Here is a 19,641-nt window from a genome sequence, read left to right as displayed (position 1 = left end):
CGCGGGGTTCAGGACGCGGTACGCAGCTCGGCGTACAACTCCGCTCCGGTCCAGGTGCGCGGGGTGGTCTCCGCCTCGTGCACCAGGGCCGCGAGTCGGGCGTTCGCGGCGGCCCCGTGTCCGTGGCTGCGGGCGACGGCGACGATCTCGCCCTGGAGTGAGTCGATCTCCGTCGCCCGGCCGCGTTGCAGGTCCTCCCACATCGACGAGCGCGCGTGGGCGTCGATGCGCAGGGAGGCCGCCGCCACCCGGCGGAACGCGGCGTCGGGCAGTTCGAGTACGTACGGGGTCAGCCGCGGCGAGGTCGGCCCGAGGCGGGCGGGGGTGATGCCGGCGGCGCGGTAGGCGGCGAGGGCTTCGCGCTGGCACAGGGCCAGGCAGCGGCGGTAGGCCCGCTGACCGAGCTGGTCGCGCAGCGGCAGTCCGGACAGGGCGTTGATCGCGTTGTTGAGGTTCATCAGCAGTTTGGCGTGCTGTACGGCGGTCATGTCGGTGCGGGCCTCGACGGCCAGGTGTGCGCCGCGCAGGGCCGCGTGGAGGGTGTCGTCGGGCTCGGTCATGAGCCTGCCGGGCATGCCCTGGTGGACGGTGCCGGGTTCGGACTGGACCACGTTGTAGGGCACCATGCCGGCGAGCACGGTGTGTCCCGGCAGGGCGGTGCGCAGGGTGGCGGGGTTGTGCAGCCCGTTCTGGAAGCTGACCACGACGGCACCGGGGGCGAGAGGGGCGGCGAGGTCCTTGGCGGCGGCCTCGGTTCCCGCGGTCTTCACGGTGACCAGTACGTAGTCGGCGCCGGCCGCGGCCTCGGTCCCGGTGGCGAGGGTCAGCCGGTCGGGGGTGAGGTGGACGGGCGGACGGCCGGAACCGGTGAGGGTGAGCCCTCGTTCCCCGAGCACCCGCATGCCGGACGGCCGCCCGATGAGCACGACCTCGTACCCGGCGGCGACGAGGTGGCCGCCCAGATGACAGCCGATGCTGCCGGCGCCGAGGACGGCGAAACGGGGCTTCGACACGGGTGACCTCCGGTGCATCGGCAGTGGATCGGCGGCGGGCCGCGGTGTCCGGGTCCTCCTGACCGGACCGACTCCCCGCTCGATGGTGTCACAGGCGACGACGCGGCCGATCCGCTCCGGCGACGTGGTCCGCCGGACGGCGCCCGGCGGACTCAGGAGCCGTCGAGGTAGTCCTGAAGGACCTGTGAGCGGGAGGGGTGACGGAGCTTGGTCATGGTCTTGGCCTCGATCTGGCGGATGCGTTCGCGGGTGACGCCGTAGACGTGTCCGATCTCCTCCAGGGTCCGGGGGCGGCCGTCCGTGAGTCCGTGGCGCAGGGCGATGACGCCGGCCTCGCGGGCGGTCATGCCGGTGAGCAGGGAGCGGATGGTGTCCTGGAGGAGGTGGTGGGTGACGGCCTCCCAGGGGGCGGGTGTGTCGGTGTCCTCGATGAGGTCGCCGAACTCGCCGTCTCCGTCCTCGCTGAGGCTTGCGTGCAGGGAGACGGGCTCCTTGGTGTAGGCGTCCAGTTCGTGGAGGCGTTCCACCGTGATCTCGGCGCGCTCGGCGAGCCGCTCCGGTGTCGGCGCGGTGCCGGTCTCCCGGGTCAGCTCCCGGCGGGCCCGGGCCACCCGGTTGATGACCTCCACGGTGTGCACCGGGATGCGGATGGTGCGGCTCTGGTCGGCCAGGGCGCGGGTGACGGCCTGTTTGATCCACCAGGTCGCGTAGGTGGAGAACTTGAAGCCCTTGGCGTAGTCGAACTTCTCCACCGCGCGGATGAGACCGGCGTTGCCCTCCTGGACGAGGTCGAGCAGGTCAAGCCCGCGGCCGGTGAAGCGCTTGGCCACGGAGACCACCAGGCGGAGGTTGGCCTCGGTCAGGTGCTCCTTGGCCCGCCGGCCGTCCGCGGCGAGGTCCGCCAGCTCCTCCTCCCGGTACCGGCGGTCTCCCTCCTCCAGCAGCCGTTCGGCGTAGAGGCCGGCCTCGATGCGCCGGGCGATGTCGACCTCCTGTTCGGCGGTGAGCAGCCGGACGCGGGCGATGAGGCGCAGGTAGTCCTTGACGGGGTCGGTGCTGCCGCCCGCCGCCGGCAGCAGCGGCTCGGGACCGTCGGCTTCGTCGTCGTACGACACGGCTTCCCGCGCGCTCTGCGGTACGGCACTCACGCGACCGTCCCCTTCAGCAGCGGGCGGCCGATCCGGGCGTGGAGCAGACGCGGGTGGTCGTACACCTCGGTGAGGGTGCCGCGTGCGTACACGGACGGCGATTCCACATGGCGCCGCCGCCCCTCCGCGAAAATGACGGGCGAGTCCCTCGAAAATTCCACGGACACGTCACGAAGATTGTGCTGACGGGCGCCTTTGACGACGAGTCGATTGCTCACTCATTCGAGGCTACCACCGCAAAACCGCAGGGTATTGCCGCCCGAAAGCCCTTTTCCCGTGTGACGAACATCGCGCTTGACACGCATTCCGACGATGTGAGCAAAGAATCGCCCACGGCCGACGAACCGGATTCTCGGAGCGCCATCGCATCCCGGAGCAGTCCGAAGTCCTCGACGGCCGGCGGCGCCAGGCCGCAGCGCGGTCCGTACCCCCGGTTCGTCCACTGGGTGAGGATCACATCGGGCGTGAACGCGCGCAGTGGGACGGCGCGCACCGGTGCGAAATCGACTGCCCGGCGCCGTGAAGGCGCGGAGTTCGCCTTCTCCCCCGGGCGCCCGGTGCGCGGGTGGATGACGAACCCGTCGGGGCAGGTCAGACCGCTTTTCCTCCGTTCCCTAATTAACCGCTGGAATGATGGAAAGCCCCGGCTGTTCATAAGCCGTCCCGAGATCTCGGAGCGCCACGGCGAGGCCCATTTTCCAGGGCCTTACATGTCAGCTGGCGTCATGTATTCCGTGCGCCTCGGGAGAGGCCGGCGGTGTCCGCCCGCCGTGCGGTCAGCCGACCCTGCGTACCGACTGACGGATGACCAGCTGGGTGCTCAGGACCACGTGGTCGTCGCCGGTGATGCGTTCCGTGCTCTCCAGGGCCAGCCGCACCGCCGTGCGGCCCAGGTCCTCGTACGGGACCCGGATCGAGGTGAGTGACGGGACGAGGTCGGCGGCGAAGGGCACGTCGTCGAAACCGACCACCGAGACGTCGGCGGGGACGTCCAGCCCGGCGTCACGGAGCGCGGCGAGCGCCCCGAGGGCGACCATGTCGGTGCCCGCGATGACGGCGGTGAAGTCCACCCCCGCCTTGAGCGCGTCCCGCGTGCGCTGGTAGCCGGAGACGCGGGTGTAGTCACCGGGCACGTCGAGTTCCTCGGCGTACGGCAGTCCGTGTGCGCGCAGGGCGTGCAGGTAGCCCTCCCGGCGTTGCAGCCCGGTGCTCAGCCGGGGGTCGGCGCCGAGGAAGAGGGCGCGCCGGTGGCCCTGGACGAAGACGTGGTCGGCGGCCTGGAAGGCGCCGCCGCGGTTGTCGTAGTCCACGACGGTCACCGGCAGGTTCCCGGGCAGGGGCGGGCGTCCCACCAGGACCAGCCGGGATCCGGCGGCGTCCAGGGCGCGCGCGTACTCGGCCATGCGCTGGAAGTAGGCCTCGTCCTGCACCGTGCCGCCCACGAGTACGACCGCTGCCGCGTGCTGTTCACGCATCAGCTGCACCAGGGCGTCCTCACGCTCCGGGTCCCCGTGGGTGGCGCAGACCAGGCTCAACCGGCCGCGCAGCGCCGCCTCTTGCTCGACCCCGGCGGCGACATGGGCCAGCGACGGCCCGGTGATGTCCCGCAGGACCAGGGCGATGGGGCCCGCGACCTGCCCGGAGAGGGCCTTGGCGTGGACGTTCACCACGTAGTGGAGTTCGTCCACCGCGGCCATGACCCGCTCCCGGGTGGAGGTGGAGACGGGGTAGTTGCCGGCCAGCGTTCTGGAAACGGTTGCTACCGAGACACCGGCCCGTACGGCGACATCGCGGATGGTGCTGGGGCGATCACCATCTGCGGTCCTCTTCCGCCGACGCCTGGCGCTTCCGGGCTCTGGACCCGCACCCGAGTCTCTTCCGTTCACCGTCACACCGCGACGTTACTGCATCCGGGACCCTTGCGACCCCTCCGAGGCGATTACTAGTGTGACGACGGCAGTAACCGTTTACCAACCCCTGCATCCACCGGGAGCCCTCACTCGTGTCCGTCACCTTCTTCCGCTGGGGCACCGACGAGTTGTCCCTGCTCCTCGCGTACGACACGGCAGGACCGGTGCGGCTGCTGGCGGCGGGCGAAGCCGCCGCCCTTCCCGATCCGGCCCGCGAACCCGCGGGCCTGACCGCTCTCGCGCGAGCGGCCCTGCCGCTGGTCGAGGTCCAGACGACCGGCAGCGGGCGGCTCGGCACCTCGGGCAAGCGCCACGTGGACGGCGCCGCCTCCCGCGCGCTGCGCCACACCGGCCACGAGGAGTCCGCCGACGCCGACGGCACCCGGACGCTGCGCGTGCGCATGGCCGACGACGCGACGGGCCTGCTTGTCACCGCCGTCTGCACCTTGCGCGAGGGCGTCCCCGTCCTGCGCACCGAGGCCTGCGTCGAGAACACGGGCGAGCAGGCGGTGGTCCTGGAGTACGTCTCGTCCTTCGTGCTCTCCCACCTCGCCCGTGCCCTTCCCGAGGGCGCCGGTTGGGAGCAGGGCCTGTCCCTCTGGACCGCGGCCAACCCCTGGAGCGGCGAGTTCCGCTGGTCCCGGGCCACCCTCGTGGAGCACGGCCTGCACGATGTAGGAATGGTGGCCTACGGCCAGACGGGGTCCAAGAACCGCATCTCCCTGACCAGCACCGGCGCCTGGTCCTCCTCCGAACACCTCCCGACGGGCTGCCTGGAGGAGCCGTCGACCGGCCGCGCCCTGATGTGGCAGATCGAGCACAACGGCTCCTGGCACGCCGAACTCGGCGACCGCTTCGACGACGTCTATCTCGCCCTGTCCGGCCCGACCGACCGGGAACACCAGTGGCGGCGCAGGCTCGGCCCCGGTGAGTCCTTCCGTACCGTGCCCGCCGCGGTCGCCCTGGTCCCCGAAGGCGGCTTCGAGGCGGCGCTCGCGGCACTGACCCGACACCGCCGCCGGACCCGCCGGCCGCATCCCGACCACCAGGGCCTGCCCGTCGTCTTCAACGACTTCATGAACTGCCTGATGGGCGAGCCCGGTACGGAGGCGCTGCTGCCCCTGGTCGACGCTGCCGCGGCGGCCGGTGCCGAGGTGTTCTGCATCGACGCGGGCTGGTACGACGACGAGCCGCCGGGCGCGGTCGGCCCCGGGGGTGTGCCGGGCTGGTGGGACGCGGTCGGGGCGTGGGAGGAGTCCGCCTCCCGGTTCCCCGGCGGACTCGGCGAGGTCATGGACCGGATCCGCGCGGCCGGGATGGTCCCGGGCCTGTGGCTGGAGCCGGAGGCGGTGGGGGTACGCAGCCCGGTCGCGACCGCACTGCCCGACGAGGCGTTCTTCCGCCGGGACGGCATCCGGCTGGTGGAATGGGGGCGCCACCAGCTCGACCTGCGGCACCCGGCCGCCCGAGCCCATCTCGACGCGGTGGTGGACCGGCTGGTCGCCGACTACGGCGTCGGCTACCTGAAGCTGGACCACAACATCGACATCGGCGCCGGTACGGACGGCGGCGACAGCCCGGGCGACGGCCTGCTCGGCCACAACCGCGCCCACCTCGGCTGGCTGGACGGAGTCCTCGACCGGCACCCGGGCCTGGTCCTGGAGAGCTGTGCGGCGGGCGGCAGCCGCACCGACCACGCCATCCTGTCCCGCCTGCCCATCCACTCCGTCACCGACCAGCAGGACTTCCGGCTCCTCCCCGCGATCGCCGCCGCGGCGCCCACCGCGGTCACTCCGGAACAGGGTGCGATCTGGGCCTGCCCGCTCCCCGAACACAACCCGGCGGAACTCGGGATGGTGCTGGTGTCAGCGATGCTCGGCCGGGTCCACCTCAGCGGACGCCCGGACCTGCTGGCCCCCGAGCAGACGGCCGTCGTACGCCGGGCGCTGGAGACGTACAAGTCCTGTCGCCATCTGCTGCCGGGCTCCCTCCCCCACTGGCCGCTCGGCCTGCCCGGATGGCGGGACGGCTGGATCGCCCTCGCCCTCACCGCCGAGAGCGGTACGACCCTGCTCGCGCTGTGGCGCCGCGACGGCGCCCCGGCCACCCTGGCCGTCCCGCTGCCGTGGGTCGCCGAACACATCTCCCCGCAGGCCCTGTTCACCGCGGGACCGCAGCCCTCGTACACCTGGGACGGCCGGGAGCGCACCCTGCGGGTGACCCTCCCGGCCGAGAGGTCGGCACTCCTGCTGTCCTTCGGAACTCCGCGGACAGTGTGACCCCGGGTTCGGCAGCGCCCCACAGGGGCGTGGGGCTGTGCGGATCTGCCGCTCCGCCACGTGGGCGCGACCAGCCACGGCGGCGCCGCGGACGACCGACGACATGTCGCGGCCCAGCCGGCGGAGCGCCTAGCCGAGACCGGCCAGCGGCAGCCAGACCCGCATGCCGCCCGCTCCACGATTGGCCCACGCGTAGTACGGCACCGCCGTCAGCCGGACGTCCTCCCCGGACCGGGGTTCCTCCGCCCCGAGCGGCCGGTACGGCCAGCCCGCGCGTTCGTCCGTGGCCGGCAGACGCCCCACTCCGCTCACCCTGTCGACCCCACCGAGCAACCCGGGCTGCCGGTCCACCGTCAGCGGCACCCCCGGATCCAGCACCACGTCATCAGGGTCCAGACCCCCGGGCTGGTCGGCCTGTTCGAGGCAGTACACCAACGGCCCCCGCTCGATCGCGGCGCACCCGCGGACGGCGTCGACACGCGGGCCCGCGACGGTGAGCCGGGCCGGCATCGCGAGTTCGAGCCGGACGGTGTCGCCGGGCACGAAGGCGTGGGTGACCCGGAGCCATCCCGACTCCGCCCGCCCCTCGACCACGGCGCCGTTCAGCGCGAGCGTGTACCGCGTGCACCACGCCGGCACGCGCAGCGTCAGAGTCTTCGGCCCGGTCAGGGTGGCCTCGTCGACGGTCACCGTCACCGTGCCGTCCCACGGGTAGTCGGTCGTCACCCGCACGGTGAGGCCGTCGCCGCCGTAGACGCCGGTGGCGTACTGGTGGAGGTGGAGGCCGTCGTCGCCGGTCGTGGCGGTGTAGTGCGGCAGGCTCGCCAGCAGGCGCATCACGTTCGGCGGGCAGCAGGCGCAGCGGAACCACGGCGTGCGGTGGGCGGTCTGGTCGCCGGGGCGTTCGTGGGAACGGGCCCGGTGGTGCAGCGGGTTGACGTACAGCCACGTCCGCCCGTCCAGGCCGGCTCCGGCGAGGAAGCCGTTGAACAGGGTGCGTTCGACGAGGTCGGAGTAGCGGGCCTCGCCGGTGAGCAGGGCCATGCGCCAGGAGAAGTGGACCGAGGCGATGGCCGCGCAGGTCTCGGCGTAGGCGCGGTCGGCGGGCAGTTCGTGGGCGTCGCCGAAGGACTCCCAGTCGTGGCGGGAGCCGACGGCACCGCTGACGTAGGTCTTGGTGGTGACCATGTCGTCCCACAGCCGTACCAGCGCCGCGCGCAGCTGCCGGTCGCCGGTCTCCGCCGCGAGGTCGGCGGCCCCGGCCAGCAGGTAGAGCTGGCGTACGGCGTGGCCTGCGACCTCGGTCGCCTCGCGGACCGGGGTGTGGTCCTGCCAGAACTCCGGTCCCGGGTCGCGGTCGTGGCCGCGGTCGGCGCCGGAGGACAGGGTGCCGTGGCCGCGCCGGTCGATGAAGTGGCGGGCGAGATCGAGGTGGCGCCGCTCCGAGGTGGTCCGGTAGAGCTCGACGAGCGCGGTCTCCACCTCGGGGTGGCCGCAGACCGTGTCGAGCTGCTTGCCGGGGCCGAAGACGGAGTCGATGTGGTCGGCGAACCGGCGCGCCACGGCCAGCAGCCGGTCGGAGCCGGTGGCCCGGTGGTGGGCGACGGCGGCCTGGATCAGGTGCCCCGCGCAGTACAGCTCGTGGCCCCAGCCCAGCTCGGTCCACGGCTCGCCGCCGCCGAGCTGGTAGTACGTCTGGAGGTAGCCGTCCTCCCGCTGGGCGGCGGCGATGAGCGCGACGACCGCCTCGACTTCGGCGGCGAGTTCGTCGTCGGGGCTGTCCGCCAGCTGCCAGCAGGCGGCCTCCAGCCACTTGTAGACGTCCGAGTCCTGGAACTGGAAGTCCCCCGCGAAGCCCGGGGGCACCGTTCCGCCCTCGGTGCGCAGGAGCGCGGCGGCACGGAAGTTGGCGAGGTTCCCGGCCGCCTCCAGCCGCTCGGGGCCTTCGGCCAGGGACACCTCGGCGTTGATCCGCCGGCGCTCGGCCCAGAAGCCGCCTTCGACACGGGCCAGGGCGGCGGGACGCAACGGGGAGACGGCACCGGGGGTGGGCCGGACCGGTCCGGCGAACACGGTGTTCAGGGGAGCCTCCGAAGGAGAGGAGATCGATGGGGGCGGCGAAGGAGACGGGGCGCGGGCGGTCAGGCGCTGATGGCGAGCTGGGCCCGGTGCACCGGGTGCGCGAGGGGCAGGCCGGAGGTGACGCGTTCCAGTTCCTGGACGACGGTGTCGCCGAGGCGGGCCAGTTCGTTGCCCAGGGAGCCGGCGATGTGCGGGGTGAGGAAGACGTTGGGGAGGCTGTGGAGCGGGGAGCCGGCGGGCAGCGGTTCCGGGTCGGTGACGTCCAGGACCGCGCTGATCCGTCCGCTGACCAGTTCCTCGGTGAGCGCGGTGTGGTCGACCAGGGCTCCCCGCGAAGTGTTGATCAGCACGCCGCCGTCGGGGATGAGCGCGAGCCGTCCGCGGTCGAGCATCCCCTGCGTCTGCGGGATGTCCGGCGCGTGCACGCTGACGATGTCGCTGGTGCGCAGCAACTCGTCCAGCGGCAGGGGGACGGCACCGAGCCGCGCCGCCTCCGCCGGGTCGACGTAGGGGTCGTACAGGCTCACCGAGAAGTCGAACGGCCGGAGCAGCTCAAGGACCCGGCGGCCCACCCGGGAGGCGCCGATCAGACCGACCCGGCGGCCGAGGTTGCCCACGGCCGCGAAGTCCGTCGGCGCGGGGTACACCCGCTCGGTGCGGAAGCGTTCGCGCAGCCCGAAGGCGTCCTTGCCGGCGAGCAGGATCGCGGCGAGCGTGTACTCGGCCACGGGCAGCGCGTTGGCCCGCACCGCGCTGGACAGGGTGATGTCCCGCTCCCAGAACGGCTCCCCGACCATGTGCCGGACGCTGCCTGCCGCGTGCAGCACCGCCCGCAGGCGTGGTGCCCCGTCCAGGACCGGTGCGCCGATGTGGGGGCAGCCCCAGCCGGTGATGAGTACCTCGGCGCGGCTCAGGGCTGCGGCTGCCGCCGGTTCGGAGAAGTCCTGGACGACGAGACCGGGGTCGATCCGCACGAGTTGACGGAGCCGGTTCATCAGCCGCGGCGGGAACAGTTCGCGCAGGTGGACGGGGTTCATGACGAAGAGCGCGTGAGGCGACGCTGATGCCGACATGGTGGTGCTCCTGCTCGGGCTCAGGGGCGGCGGGCAAGGCGCCGCGAGGTTAGTAAACGTATTCCACGCTAGAAGCCTCCCTGACGTCGGTCAATGCTTCGCCGTGGCGTGCTCGATGAGGCCGACCCTCTCAACGGGTCGATGAATTGCCGAATCACGCAGGTCAGACGTGCCTCCAGGTAACGTTCTTGAAAGTTTGGCGAAACAATCCGGCCCTTCCCCCTTGTGGATCCGGCCACCTCGGCCGTACGGTCCACGACAAACGATTACTGCTGCTGATGAGCAGTGCCGGTTTCACTCCCCTTTGCGCCGCCCGACCGCGCCGCCTTCCCCACGTTGCAGGCGCCGTCTCGTTCCCCTCGTGGAGGACCGATGTCCAAGTCCCGCATCCGCAGCAGAGCCCTCGTCCCGGTGGCCGCCGCCGCGTCCCTCTCCCTGCTCCTGGCCGCCTGCTCGGACGGCGGTGGCTCCGAGGCCTCGTCGAAGACCACGGGCAAGGTCACGCTGGAGTTCTGGAGCTGGACCGACGGCATCGAGGCCCAGACCAAGGTGTGGAACAAGGAGCACCCCGAGACGCAGATCAAGTTCGTCAACGCGGCGGGCGAGACCGTCTACCAGAAGCTCCGCGCGGCCGTGAACGCGGGCACGGCCCCGTGCCTGTCCAAGATGGACGGGATGAACCTGGCGAGCTTCGCCGCGGACGGCCTGCTGACCGACGTCACCAAGGTCGCCGCCCCGTACAGGAACGCGTACACGACGGCGGCGTGGAACGCGGTCAGCCCCGGCGGCACCACCTTCGGCATCCCGATGGGTTCCTCGCCCCTGTTCACCGCCTACCGCGCGGACCTGTTCCAGAAGTACGGCATCCAGGCGCCGAAGACCTGGGACGACCTGATCGCGGCCGGCAAGAAGGTCCAGCAGCAGGACAAGAACGTCAAGATCTACAACATGGCCGGGGAAGACCCGAGCACCCTCGTCGACCTGTCCTGGTCGGCGGGTGCCCAGTGGTACAAGGCCGACGGCGACCACTGGGTCATCGACTTCACCTCGCCCGACGCCCTCAAGGCCGGCGACGTGGTCCAGCAACTGGTCGACAACGACCTCGCCTCCAACGCCTCCTACGCCGACCCGGGCGTCTTCAAGACCTGGGACCTCGGCAAGACCGTCGCGATGACCACCTCCACCTGGCAGCTGCCGATCTACGACACCAACTTCCCCAAGTCCAGGGGCAAGTGGCAGCTCGCGGACGCCCCGCTCTTCGACACCGCGACGCCTCGGACGTCCAGCAACTTCGACACCACCGCCGTTCTCAAGGGGTGCAAGTACCCCGACCGCGCCGCGCAGTTCGCCGCCTGGCTGTCCAGCAGCAAGGAGTCGCTGACCACCCTCACCGACCCGGCCTCCAAGTCCGGCCTGTTCCCGGCCGTCAAGGACGTCTCGCCGTACGTCGACAAGATCATCCCGACCGAGATGTTCAACGGGAAGTCCGACAGCGCGAACGTCATCACCACCGCCGCGTCCCGGGTCGGCGAGCAGTGGCAGTACGGCCCCGACTACGCCGCCATGTACTCCGAGATGCAGAAGCAGTGGGGCCAGGTGATGAAGAAGCAGCTCACCGTGAAGGCGATGCTGACGCATCTGCAGCAGTGGACCCTCGACGACCTCAAGGGCAAGGGCATCAAGGCCGTCGCCGGCAGCTGATCCCCCAGGCCGCCCACCCCCTCTTCGCACTGGAGATATCCGTGTCCACCCAGACGCGACCGCCCGAGGTCGCCACCGACTCGCCGGTCCGGCGGCCCTCCCCCCGCCGGACCGGGAGACGGGGGACCTACAAGGGAGTGCTGTTCACGCTGCCCTTCCTCGTGGGGTTCCTGGTCACCTACGTGCTGCCGATCGGCTACGCGTTCGGCCAGAGCCTGTACGAGAAGAAGGGCACCGGTCTCGGCTTCGGGCCGACGCGCACCGTCTACAGCGGATTCGACAACTTCGCCTCCGTCCTCGGCAACGACGCCTTCTGGGCGAGCATGCTGCGCACCCTGCTGTTCGGCCTGGTCCAGATCACGGTGATGCTCGGGATCTCGCTGTTCCTGGCGCTGCTGCTGGACGGGGTCGCGGCGCGGGCGGTGCGGTTCTTCCGGGCGGCGCTGCTGATCCCGTACGTCGTGCCCGCGGTCGTCTCGACCGTCATGTGGCTGTTCCTCTACAGCCCCACCGGCAGCCCGCTGCTCGACCTGGCACACCGGGCCGGCACCGACGTCGACTTCTTCGGCGGCCTCAACACCTATCTCTCGCTGGGCAATCTGCTGACCTGGCAGGGCATCGGCTTCAACATGATCCTCATCTCCGCCTCCCTCCAGGCGCTGCCGCGCGAGCTCTACGAGGCGGCCCGGCTGGACGGGGCGAAGGAGTGGCGGATCGCCTGGTCCGTCAAGGTCCCGAACATCACCGGGATTCTCGTCCTGACCGGCATGTTCTCCCTGATCGGCCGGCTCCAGCTGTTCACCGAACCGCTGATGCTGCGGCAGATCGCACCGGAGTCGATCAACACCGACTTCACGCCGATGATGGAGATCTTCGACCAGGCGTTCAAGGCCGGCAACTACCAGTACGCGGCTGCCGAGTCGCTGGTGCTGGCCGTCGTCACCGGCATCCTCGCCTTCGTGTTCCACCGCGTGACGAACAGGAAGATGTCATGAGCAGTGTCGCCACCGGGGGCGGAGCACGCCCCACCCGCCGTGCCGTGGCCCTCACCACCGGTCTGCTGGTCCTCTTCCTGCTGTACTCCCTTGCACCGACCTGGTTCCTGATCGTCTCCGCGACCAAGAACCAGACCGACCTGTACTCCACGTTCGGCCTCTGGTTCTCCTCGAACCACCTCGGCGACAACCTCCAGCAGATCTGGACCTACCACGACGGCGTGTTCACCCGCTGGATCGGCAACTCGATCCTCTACTCCACGCTCGGCGCGGCCGGCTCCACCCTCATCTCGCTCGCCGCCGGGTACGGACTGTCGAAGTTCGACTTCCCGGGGCGCGGCGCCCTGTTCGCGGTCATCGTCGGCGCCTCGCTGCTGCCCAGCACCCTGCTGGCCTTCCCGCTCTACCTCGTCTTCGCCAAGATCGGGCTGACCAACACCATCTGGTCGATCCTGATCCCCTATTTCATCAACCCCTTCGGGGTCTACCTCGGCAAGGTCTACGCGGACAGCTCCGTACCCACCGAGCTGATGGAGGCCGCCCGCATCGACGGCGCCTCCGAGCTGCGGATCTTCTGGTCGGTCGCGCTGAGGCTGATGCGGACCGGCGGCATCACCATCTTCATGCTCGTCTTCATCGACATCTGGAACAACTTCTTCCTCCCCCTGTTCATGCTCAACGGCGAGCGCACCTTCCCCGTCACCCTGGGCCTCTACTCGTGGCTCCAGCAGGCGCAGACCGCCCGCGACATGAACACCCTCGTCCTCACCGGATCCCTGCTGTCGATCGTTCCGCTCGCGGTGTTCATGTTCGCGCTCCAGAAGTACTGGCGCAGCGGAATCCTCATGGGCAGCCTCAAGTAAAGGACCAGCCGTGCCCAACGCACCCAGAAGACGTGACGTCCTCAAGTACGCCGGCACCACCGGCGCCGCGGCGGCCGGCCTCGGCCTGCTGAGCACCCAGCCCGCCACGGCCGCACCCGCCGCCGGACCCGCCCTCGCGAAGGCGGTCTGCAAGCCTCTGGACATCGTTGTCTTCGGCAACACCTCCTCCGAGTCCGCGCACCACCTCACCGCCACCCTCTCCGACACCGTCACCGGCGGCCTCGGCCAGCCGGCCCGCGTCCTCAACCCCGCGGAACCCGCGGCCTACTGGGGCGGCGCCCTGAAGTTCGACGTCACCGTCAGCCCGACCGACACCACCTACGTCACCGTCCGCCTCTGGGGCGACGACTACGACCCGACCTCCCAGCAGTCCGCGTCCGGCACGAACATGTGGCGGCTACAGCTGTTCTGCGACGGCCTCCAGGTCGGCCACCAGGACGAGGGCGCCGTCGACAGCCTCGACATCCTCGACACGGCACCCCGCAGCCCCGGCCGCTTCTTCTTCCACACCCTGCCGCTGCCCGAACGGCTCACCCGGGGCAGGAAGAAGGTGACGCTGGAGATCCGGTCCATGGGCCGCATCTGGTCCTACGGCCAGAACGCCGACCAGCTCTACTACAAGATGACGACGCCCTCGCGGGGCATCTACCGCCTCTACACCCACACCGAGCCCTGCTTCGTCCCGCCCAAGGGCGAGGCGCAGGGCCCGGCTCCGGTCCCCAAGGTGCGGGAGGTCGAGGGCCCCGAGGCCCTGGACGCCGTCCGCAGGCGCGTCGACAAGGACCAGAAGTACTACCTCAGCGGCGCCAACCCGGCCGGGATGGACGCCTGGGCCTTCCAGTCCCTCGCCGAGGGCTACCTCTGGTCCGGCAGCCCGGCCTACCAGAACCCCGTCGCCCTGGACCGCGTCCTGCGGGCGCTCGACGGCCGCTACATGGCCTGGCAGAACGACCCGACGGTGCTGACCGGCTCCGACCAGCAGTGGCAGGGCTTCGGCCGGGTCGGCCTGGTCCTCGCGCTGCTCTGGGAGCACCTGGGCGACCGTCTGGACCAGAAGGTCACCGGATCGCCGTACGACATCGCCAACCCCGGTTTCGAGGAGGGCGGCGACACCCCGGAGGGCTGGCAGGTGCCGGGCTGGGGGAAGACCGCCGACGCCGACTGGGCCCGCGACACCACCGTCGCCCGCACCGGATCCGCCTCCCTCAAGGTGACGGCGACCGCGGCCAACGGCTTCATCACCGTGTACTCCTCACCCAAGACCCGGATAGGCAAGGGTACTTACACCTACGGCGCGTGGATCAGGACCGACGGTGTCACCGGGCAGGGCGCCCATATCGACCCGCTGTTCTTCGACGCCAGCGGCAACCTCGTCGGCAGCGACCACCGCGCGTTCGCCGCCACCGGCACCCACGACTGGCAGTACGTCTCCATCGACCTGGACACCCCCGACGGCGCCACCCAGCTGGAGATGCACCTGCGGCTGTCGGGTCCCGGCACCGCCTGGTTCGACGACGTGGTGGCCATCGCCCCCGCCGGCACCGGCACGGTGGAGCCGCCGGTCCGGCGTGCCGCCTACACCGACATGCTCCAGTCCAGCCGGGACTACTGGCGCCGGCACTTCCCGCACTACAGCAACCAGACGCAGATCTGCGCCATCGGCATCTACCAGGCCAACCGCGGCCTCGGCCTGCTCGCCCCCGACCTCGCCCTGCCCGAGGACAAGGCGCGCGGCTACCTCTACCAGTCGCTCGGCATGACCCCCTACCTCGGCCCCGAGGACGCGGACGGCAACCCGACCAAGCCGCTCGGCGAGGGCTACTACCAGGTGACGAAAGCCGGCCTGACCCGCGAACTCGGCTATGTCGGCAGCTACGGCGAGGTCATCGACTGGCTCGTCATGATGTACGAGTCCGTCACCCGCGGACACCAGGGCCAGGACGCGCCCGAACTGCGCAAGCAGATGGTCGACATCATCAAGGCGCGCGGCCGGTTCCGGGTCGTCGACGTCGACGAGACCGGCGCCCGGGTCGCCCGGATCGAGACCGTCATCGGCTGGCGCAACGAGGTCTACCCCGGCGAGATCGCGTACGCGTCCCGCACCGTCTGGGACTCCCACCCGGTCATGTCGGCCGTCGTGTTCAAAGACCCCGACATCGTCGGCTGGACCCAGGAGATGATGAACGACGGCCAGTTCTACCGGCAGTTGGACCTGCTCATCAACCACACCTGGACCCGCGTCGGACTCGCCGCGCTCCGGCTGGTCTCCCGGGACTGGGACGTCTTCCAGGCGCTGCCCGGCCGTCCCGCCCGTATCCCCACGGACTGGGACCGCCCCGACTTCGTCTTCACCGACGAGGACAACGGCTGCCTCGCCGTCAAGAACGGCAGGGAACTCCTCTTCGCCTCCCTGTACTGGCGGGCCCGCCAGGGCGTGAACGACTACGCCCGCATCCACCACCTCACCCCGACCGACCAGCGGTCCGCGACGGTCCGTCAGCGCTCGGCGGGGACCACCGACGACACGTTCACCGTCCGGGACTGGATCCTGTGGGACTACGCCATCAACGACCCCGGCGCCGCCGGCATCCCGCCGGGCGGCTTCCCGCCCCCCGGTGACACCCTCCACCAGGCCCTGGCCGGAGACGTGTACCACCTCGCGCCCGTCCCGGCGGACGTCCCCGACCCCGCCCTCGGCGTCCACTTCGACGGCGTGGAGACCATGCTGGTCGGCCGCGCACCGTTCTACCTGTGCGAGTACGGCGACTACCTCATCGCCATGAACACCAGCACCGACCGGACCTTCACCCTCCCCGCCCGCCCGGAGTTCGGCCCGGCCCGGGACCTGGCCACCGGCAGGAACGTGGGCGCCGGGCAGCGCCCGAAGGTCGGCCCGCACAGCACCCTCGTGCTCCACCGGGGTGCCGGACGCGACGACACGTGAGGAAGCCCGCATGACCGAGCCGCACCTCCCCGCCCCCACCCGCCGCCGGTTCCTGAAGATCACCGCCGTCGGCACCGCCGTGGCCGCCACCGGGCTGGTCCTCGCCCCCTAGGCGGACGCCCTCACCTCGTTCATCCACCCCGGGGTGCTGCACAAGCTCTCCGACATCCAGCGGATGAGGACCAGGATCGCCGCCGGTACCGAGCCCTGGCTCAGCGGCTGGAACGTCTTCAGGGCCGATCCGTACTCGCAGTCGTCGTACGCGATGCTCGGCCCGTTCGCCTCGGTCGACCGGGGCACGACCGAACTGCACAACTGGGAGTTCTGGAACGACTGCAACGCCGCCTACCAGAACGCCCTGATGTGGAACCTCACCGGCACCACCGCCCACGCCGCCAAGGCCCTCCAGATCATCAAGGCCTGGTCGGCCACCCTCACCTCCATCACCGGCAAGGACGCCCAGCTCGCGGCCTCCATCTACGGCTTCAAGCTGGCCGCAGCCGCCGAACTCATGCGCTACACCGCCCCCTCCGGAAGCTGGTCGGCGTCGGAGATCACCCAGACCGAGAACCTCTTCAGGAACGTCTGCATCCCGCTCGTCAACACCTTCGGTGACGCCGGCTGGGGCACCAACTGCGTCAAGGCGATGATGGCCATGGGGGTGTTCTGCAACGACACCTCCGTCTACAACGCCGCCGTCGACGCCTTCTATCTGCACGACTGCTGCAAGATCAGCCGGGTGATCAGCGACACCGGGCAGTGCGTGGACAGCGGACGCGACCAGGCCCACACCCAGCTCATCCTCGGCAGCATGGCCGAGGCCTGCGAGATCGCCTGGGTGCAGGGCCAGGATCTCTACTCCGCCTCCGCCAACCGCCTGCTCGCCGGTTACGAGTACACGGCCGAGTACAACCTCGGCAACGACGTCCCCTACACCGTCTGGGGCTCCTGCCAGGCCACCTACAACGCCATCTCCACCGTCGAGCGCGGCAACCTGCGCCCGATCTACGAGCTGGCCTTCAACCACTACGTCAAACGCCGCAGCCTGCCCACCCCGTGGACCTACGCCGCCGTTGCGAAACTCCAGCCGGAGGGCGCCGCGTTCCAGTGCGACCACGTGGGCTTCGGCACCCTGCTGTTCACCCTCTGATCCGCCCTCCGACCGGAGCATCCGTGAGCCTGCTGATCCAGAACCCCGTCCTGCGGGGCTTCGAACCCGACCCGGCGATCCTGCGGGTCGGCGCCGACTTCTACGTCGCCACCTCCACCTTCGAGTGGTGTCCGGGCGTCCGGATCCACCACTCCAGGGACCTGGTGAACTGGCGGTCGCTGGGCGGGATTCTGGACAGCACGCGTCTGCTCGACCTGACCGGCGTCCCCGACTCCGGCGGGATCTGGGCACCCGGACTGTCGTACGCCGACGGCCTGTTCCACCTCGTCTTCACGGTCGTCGACACCTACGCGGAGGGCTGGAAGGACCTCCCCAACTACGTCACCACGGCCCCGTCGGTCGAGGGCCCGTGGTCGGACCCGGTCCCGCTGCACGGCCGCGGTTTCGACGTGTCCCTCTTCCACGACGACAGCACAGACGGCGACGGGCGCAGCTGGCTGCTGAACATGCGCTTCGACTGGCGGCCGGACCACGAGTCCTTCGCCGGGATCGAACTCCAGGAGTACGACCGCACGACGCGGACCCTGCTCGGCGCGCCACGGACGATCTCCGTCGGCACCGCCGCCGGGGTCGCCGAGGGCCCGCACCTGTACCGCCGGGACGGCTGGTACTACCTGGTGCACGCCGAGGGCGGCACCGGCTACGAGCACGGCGCCGCGGTGGCCCGCTCCCGCAGCCTGTTCGGCCCGTACGAGCCCGACCCGGCCGGTCCCCTGCTCACCTCCCGGCACGACCCGGCGCTGGCACTGCAGAAGGCCGGTCACTGCTCCCTCGTCGAGACACCGGCCGGGGAGTGGTACGCCGCCCACATCGCCGCCCGCCCCCTGACCGAGCGGGGCCGGTGCGTGCTCGGCCGGGAGACCGCGCTGCAGCCGGTGACCTGGACCGAGGACGGCTGGCCCCGCATCGCCGGGGCCGTCCCCGCCGTCACCGTCCCGGCCCCCGCCCTCCCACCGGCGCCCGCGCCCGAACGGCCGCCCGCGACCGACCTCTTCGACACCCCCGCCCTCGGCCCCGACTGGTCCACCCTGCGCCGGCCGGCCGGCCGGGACTGGATCGAACCGGCGCCCGGGAGACTGCGCGTCCACGGCGGCCAGTCACCGGTCGGCCGCCGCGCCCCCAGCCTGCTCGCCCGCCGGGTGACCGCGAGCCGCTGCTCCCTCCGGACGAGCCTGACCTTCGCCCCCCGCTCCCCCGACCACATGGCCGGACTCACCGCGTACTACAACACCCGCAACTGGCACTACCTCCACGTGACGGCCGAGGACGACGGATCCCCGGTCCTGCGCACGCTGAGCTGCGAGGCCGGACGCCTCGTCGCCCACCGGCCGACAGTGCCTCTCGTCCCCGGACGCGCGGTCGTGCTCCACGCCGAACTCGACCTTCCCGTCCTGCGTTTCTCCTACGACACGGGCCAGGGCATGTGCGTGCTGCCGCTCGAACTCGACGCCACCGTGCTGTCCGACGAGCACGCCGACGACGTCCACGACGGCCAACTCCGGGTCCTCGGATTCACCGGCGCGATGCTGGGGCTGTGGGCGCAGGACCTCGACGGCGCCGGCGTGCACGCGGACTTCGCCTACGCCACCTACCTCACCACCCCGGACCGTGACGCATGACCATCCTCCCCCTGGGGCGCGTCCGCCTCTTCTGCACCGCACTCGGCCCCGCGGAGGGCCTGCCCCTTCTCCTGGTGCACGGCTGGGGCGGGGACGGCCGCGAGTGGTCCCCGCACGCCGAGGCCCTCGCCGGCCGGTTCCGGGTGATCGTCCCCGATCTACGGGGCCACGGCCGCTCCGAGGTACCGGACCAGGGCAACACCCCGGCGGAGATGGCCGACGACCTCGCCGCGCTGCTCGGCCGCCTGGACACCGGGCCGACGGTCGTCGTGGGCCACTCGATGGGCGGACAGGTCGTCAACCTGCTCGCGGTACGGCATCCGGTCCTCGTCCGCTCCGTCGTCGCCCTCGACCCGGCACACGGCGCGCACGGCGACGAGGTGACTCGGATCCCGGCTCGGCTGGCCCGGTACCGGGCACTGGGCGCAGGGGCGGCAGCCGACTTCGTCGCCGGTGCGTTCTCACCGGTGGCTCCGGTGGGTCTGCGGACCGCACATGTCCGTACCGTGCTCGGCACCCCGGACCATGTCATCGCCCAGGCCTACGCCGGCATGTACACCGACCCGGACGCGGTGGGCGTCCGCCCGCACAGCGAGGCGTATCTGCGACGCCGGACGCGGCGCGCCCTGACCGTGTGGACCTCGGCGGAGGCCGCCGCGTGGGAGCGCGACACGCTGCACGTGCCCGGCTCCCGTGTCGAGCACTGGCCCGACAGCGGGCACTACCTGCACGAGGAGCACCCCGAACGTACGGTCCGGCTGATCCAGGAGTGGGCGGCGGACGAGGCGCGCACGGGGCCCGGCCGCGCCTGAGGCGATCGGC

At 71.1% G+C, this 19,641-nt stretch carries 14 protein-coding genes and 1 pseudogene; 9 read left to right on the top strand and 6 right to left on the bottom strand.

Annotated features, from left to right (window positions below; all coding sequences use genetic code 11):
• Positions 1–8: 8 nt before the first annotated feature.
• From AB0D74_RS18235 to AB0D74_RS18220, 4 genes and pseudogenes are all read right to left on the bottom strand, one after another.
• Positions 9–1,013: a 2-dehydropantoate 2-reductase gene (locus tag AB0D74_RS18235; protein ID WP_362587162.1), complete on the bottom strand. Its 1,005-nt coding sequence runs from the start codon at positions 1,011–1,013 to the stop codon at positions 9–11.
• 152 nt (positions 1,014–1,165) lie between these two features.
• Positions 1,166–2,161, bottom strand: coding sequence for an RNA polymerase sigma factor (locus tag AB0D74_RS18230; RefSeq protein ID WP_362587160.1), 996 nt, complete (start codon positions 2,159–2,161; stop codon positions 1,166–1,168).
• Between the two features lie 23 nt (positions 2,162–2,184).
• Positions 2,185–2,379, bottom strand: a pseudogene (locus tag AB0D74_RS18225) (hypothetical protein); the annotation flags it as partial.
• Between the two features lie 558 nt (positions 2,380–2,937).
• Positions 2,938–3,957, bottom strand: a complete 1,020-nt coding sequence (locus AB0D74_RS18220; protein WP_362587622.1) for a LacI family DNA-binding transcriptional regulator — start codon at positions 3,955–3,957, stop codon at positions 2,938–2,940.
• A 206-nt stretch (positions 3,958–4,163) separates the two neighbouring features.
• On the opposite strand from AB0D74_RS18220, the gene AB0D74_RS18215 reads away from it, so the two are divergent.
• Complete coding sequence (locus tag AB0D74_RS18215) at positions 4,164–6,350, top strand: glycoside hydrolase family 36 protein (protein WP_362587157.1); 2,187 nt, start codon at positions 4,164–4,166, stop codon at positions 6,348–6,350.
• A gap of 129 nt (positions 6,351–6,479) precedes the next feature.
• Here AB0D74_RS18215 and AB0D74_RS18210 read toward each other — a convergent pair whose 3' ends face one another.
• Entirely contained in the window at positions 6,480–8,432 is a 1,953-nt protein-coding gene (locus tag AB0D74_RS18210) for a beta-L-arabinofuranosidase domain-containing protein (RefSeq protein ID WP_362587619.1), read from the bottom strand.
• 59 nt (positions 8,433–8,491) lie between these two features.
• Positions 8,492–9,505 carry a hydroxyacid dehydrogenase gene (locus AB0D74_RS18205; RefSeq protein WP_362587154.1) on the bottom strand — a complete coding sequence of 338 codons (1,014 nt, stop codon included), beginning with the start codon at positions 9,503–9,505 and terminating at the stop codon, positions 8,492–8,494.
• Positions 9,506–9,877: 372 nt separating this feature from the next.
• Here AB0D74_RS18205 and AB0D74_RS18200 point away from each other — a divergent pair, with 372 nt between their 5' ends.
• From AB0D74_RS18200 to AB0D74_RS18165, 8 genes are read left to right on the top strand one after another with little or no spacing between them, the layout of a single operon-like run.
• On the top strand, positions 9,878–11,206 hold the full coding sequence (locus AB0D74_RS18200) for an extracellular solute-binding protein (RefSeq protein ID WP_362587152.1): 1,329 nt from the start codon (positions 9,878–9,880) through the stop codon (positions 11,204–11,206).
• A gap of 41 nt (positions 11,207–11,247) precedes the next feature.
• Complete coding sequence (locus AB0D74_RS18195) at positions 11,248–12,201, top strand: sugar ABC transporter permease (protein WP_362587149.1); 954 nt, start codon at positions 11,248–11,250, stop codon at positions 12,199–12,201.
• Complete coding sequence (locus tag AB0D74_RS18190; RefSeq protein WP_362587146.1) at positions 12,198–13,064, top strand: carbohydrate ABC transporter permease; 867 nt, start codon at positions 12,198–12,200, stop codon at positions 13,062–13,064. Before AB0D74_RS18195 ends, AB0D74_RS18190 begins: the two co-directional genes overlap by 4 nt.
• 10 nt (positions 13,065–13,074) lie before the next feature.
• A complete protein-coding gene (locus AB0D74_RS18185) occupies positions 13,075–16,029 on the top strand; it encodes a Tat pathway signal sequence domain protein (RefSeq protein WP_362587143.1) in 2,955 nt (984 codons plus the stop codon).
• A gap of 10 nt (positions 16,030–16,039) precedes the next feature.
• Positions 16,040–16,141 (top strand): twin-arginine translocation signal domain-containing protein, encoded by a 102-nt coding sequence (locus AB0D74_RS18180; RefSeq protein ID WP_362587140.1) that lies wholly within the window; start codon positions 16,040–16,042, stop codon positions 16,139–16,141.
• A 33-nt stretch (positions 16,142–16,174) separates the two neighbouring features.
• Complete coding sequence (locus AB0D74_RS18175; protein ID WP_362587137.1) at positions 16,175–17,179, top strand: alginate lyase family protein; 1,005 nt, start codon at positions 16,175–16,177, stop codon at positions 17,177–17,179.
• Positions 17,180–17,211: 32 nt separating this feature from the next.
• On the top strand, positions 17,212–18,819 hold the full coding sequence (locus tag AB0D74_RS18170; RefSeq protein WP_362587616.1) for a glycoside hydrolase family 43 protein: 1,608 nt from the start codon (positions 17,212–17,214) through the stop codon (positions 18,817–18,819).
• On the top strand, positions 18,816–19,631 hold the full coding sequence (locus AB0D74_RS18165; RefSeq protein ID WP_362587134.1) for an alpha/beta hydrolase: 816 nt from the start codon (positions 18,816–18,818) through the stop codon (positions 19,629–19,631). The genes AB0D74_RS18170 and AB0D74_RS18165 overlap by 4 nt, the downstream gene beginning before the upstream one ends.
• The last annotated feature ends 10 nt before the right edge of the window (positions 19,632–19,641 follow it).

The organism is Streptomyces sp. NPDC048278, assembly GCF_040652195.1.
In the GTDB taxonomy this organism is placed as follows: domain Bacteria; phylum Actinomycetota; class Actinomycetes; order Streptomycetales; family Streptomycetaceae; genus Streptomyces.
The sequence above is the reverse complement of the archived record's forward strand: the minus strand, read 5'-3'. Positions and strand labels throughout refer to the sequence as shown.

What these genes read in the sequence shown, in the direction of transcription:
- AB0D74_RS18205 (WP_362587154.1), bottom strand. Translation starts at nt 9,505, where the DNA reads ATGTCGGCATCAGCGTCGCCTCACGCGCTCTTCGTCATGAACCCCGTC.
- AB0D74_RS18200 (WP_362587152.1), top strand. Translation starts at nt 9,878, where the DNA reads ATGTCCAAGTCCCGCATCCGCAGCAGAGCCCTCGTCCCGGTGGCCGCC.
- AB0D74_RS18190 (WP_362587146.1), top strand. Translation starts at nt 12,198, where the DNA reads ATGAGCAGTGTCGCCACCGGGGGCGGAGCACGCCCCACCCGCCGTGCC.
- AB0D74_RS18180 (WP_362587140.1), top strand. Translation starts at nt 16,040, where the DNA reads ATGACCGAGCCGCACCTCCCCGCCCCCACCCGCCGCCGGTTCCTGAAG.
- AB0D74_RS18165 (WP_362587134.1), top strand. Translation starts at nt 18,816, where the DNA reads ATGACCATCCTCCCCCTGGGGCGCGTCCGCCTCTTCTGCACCGCACTC.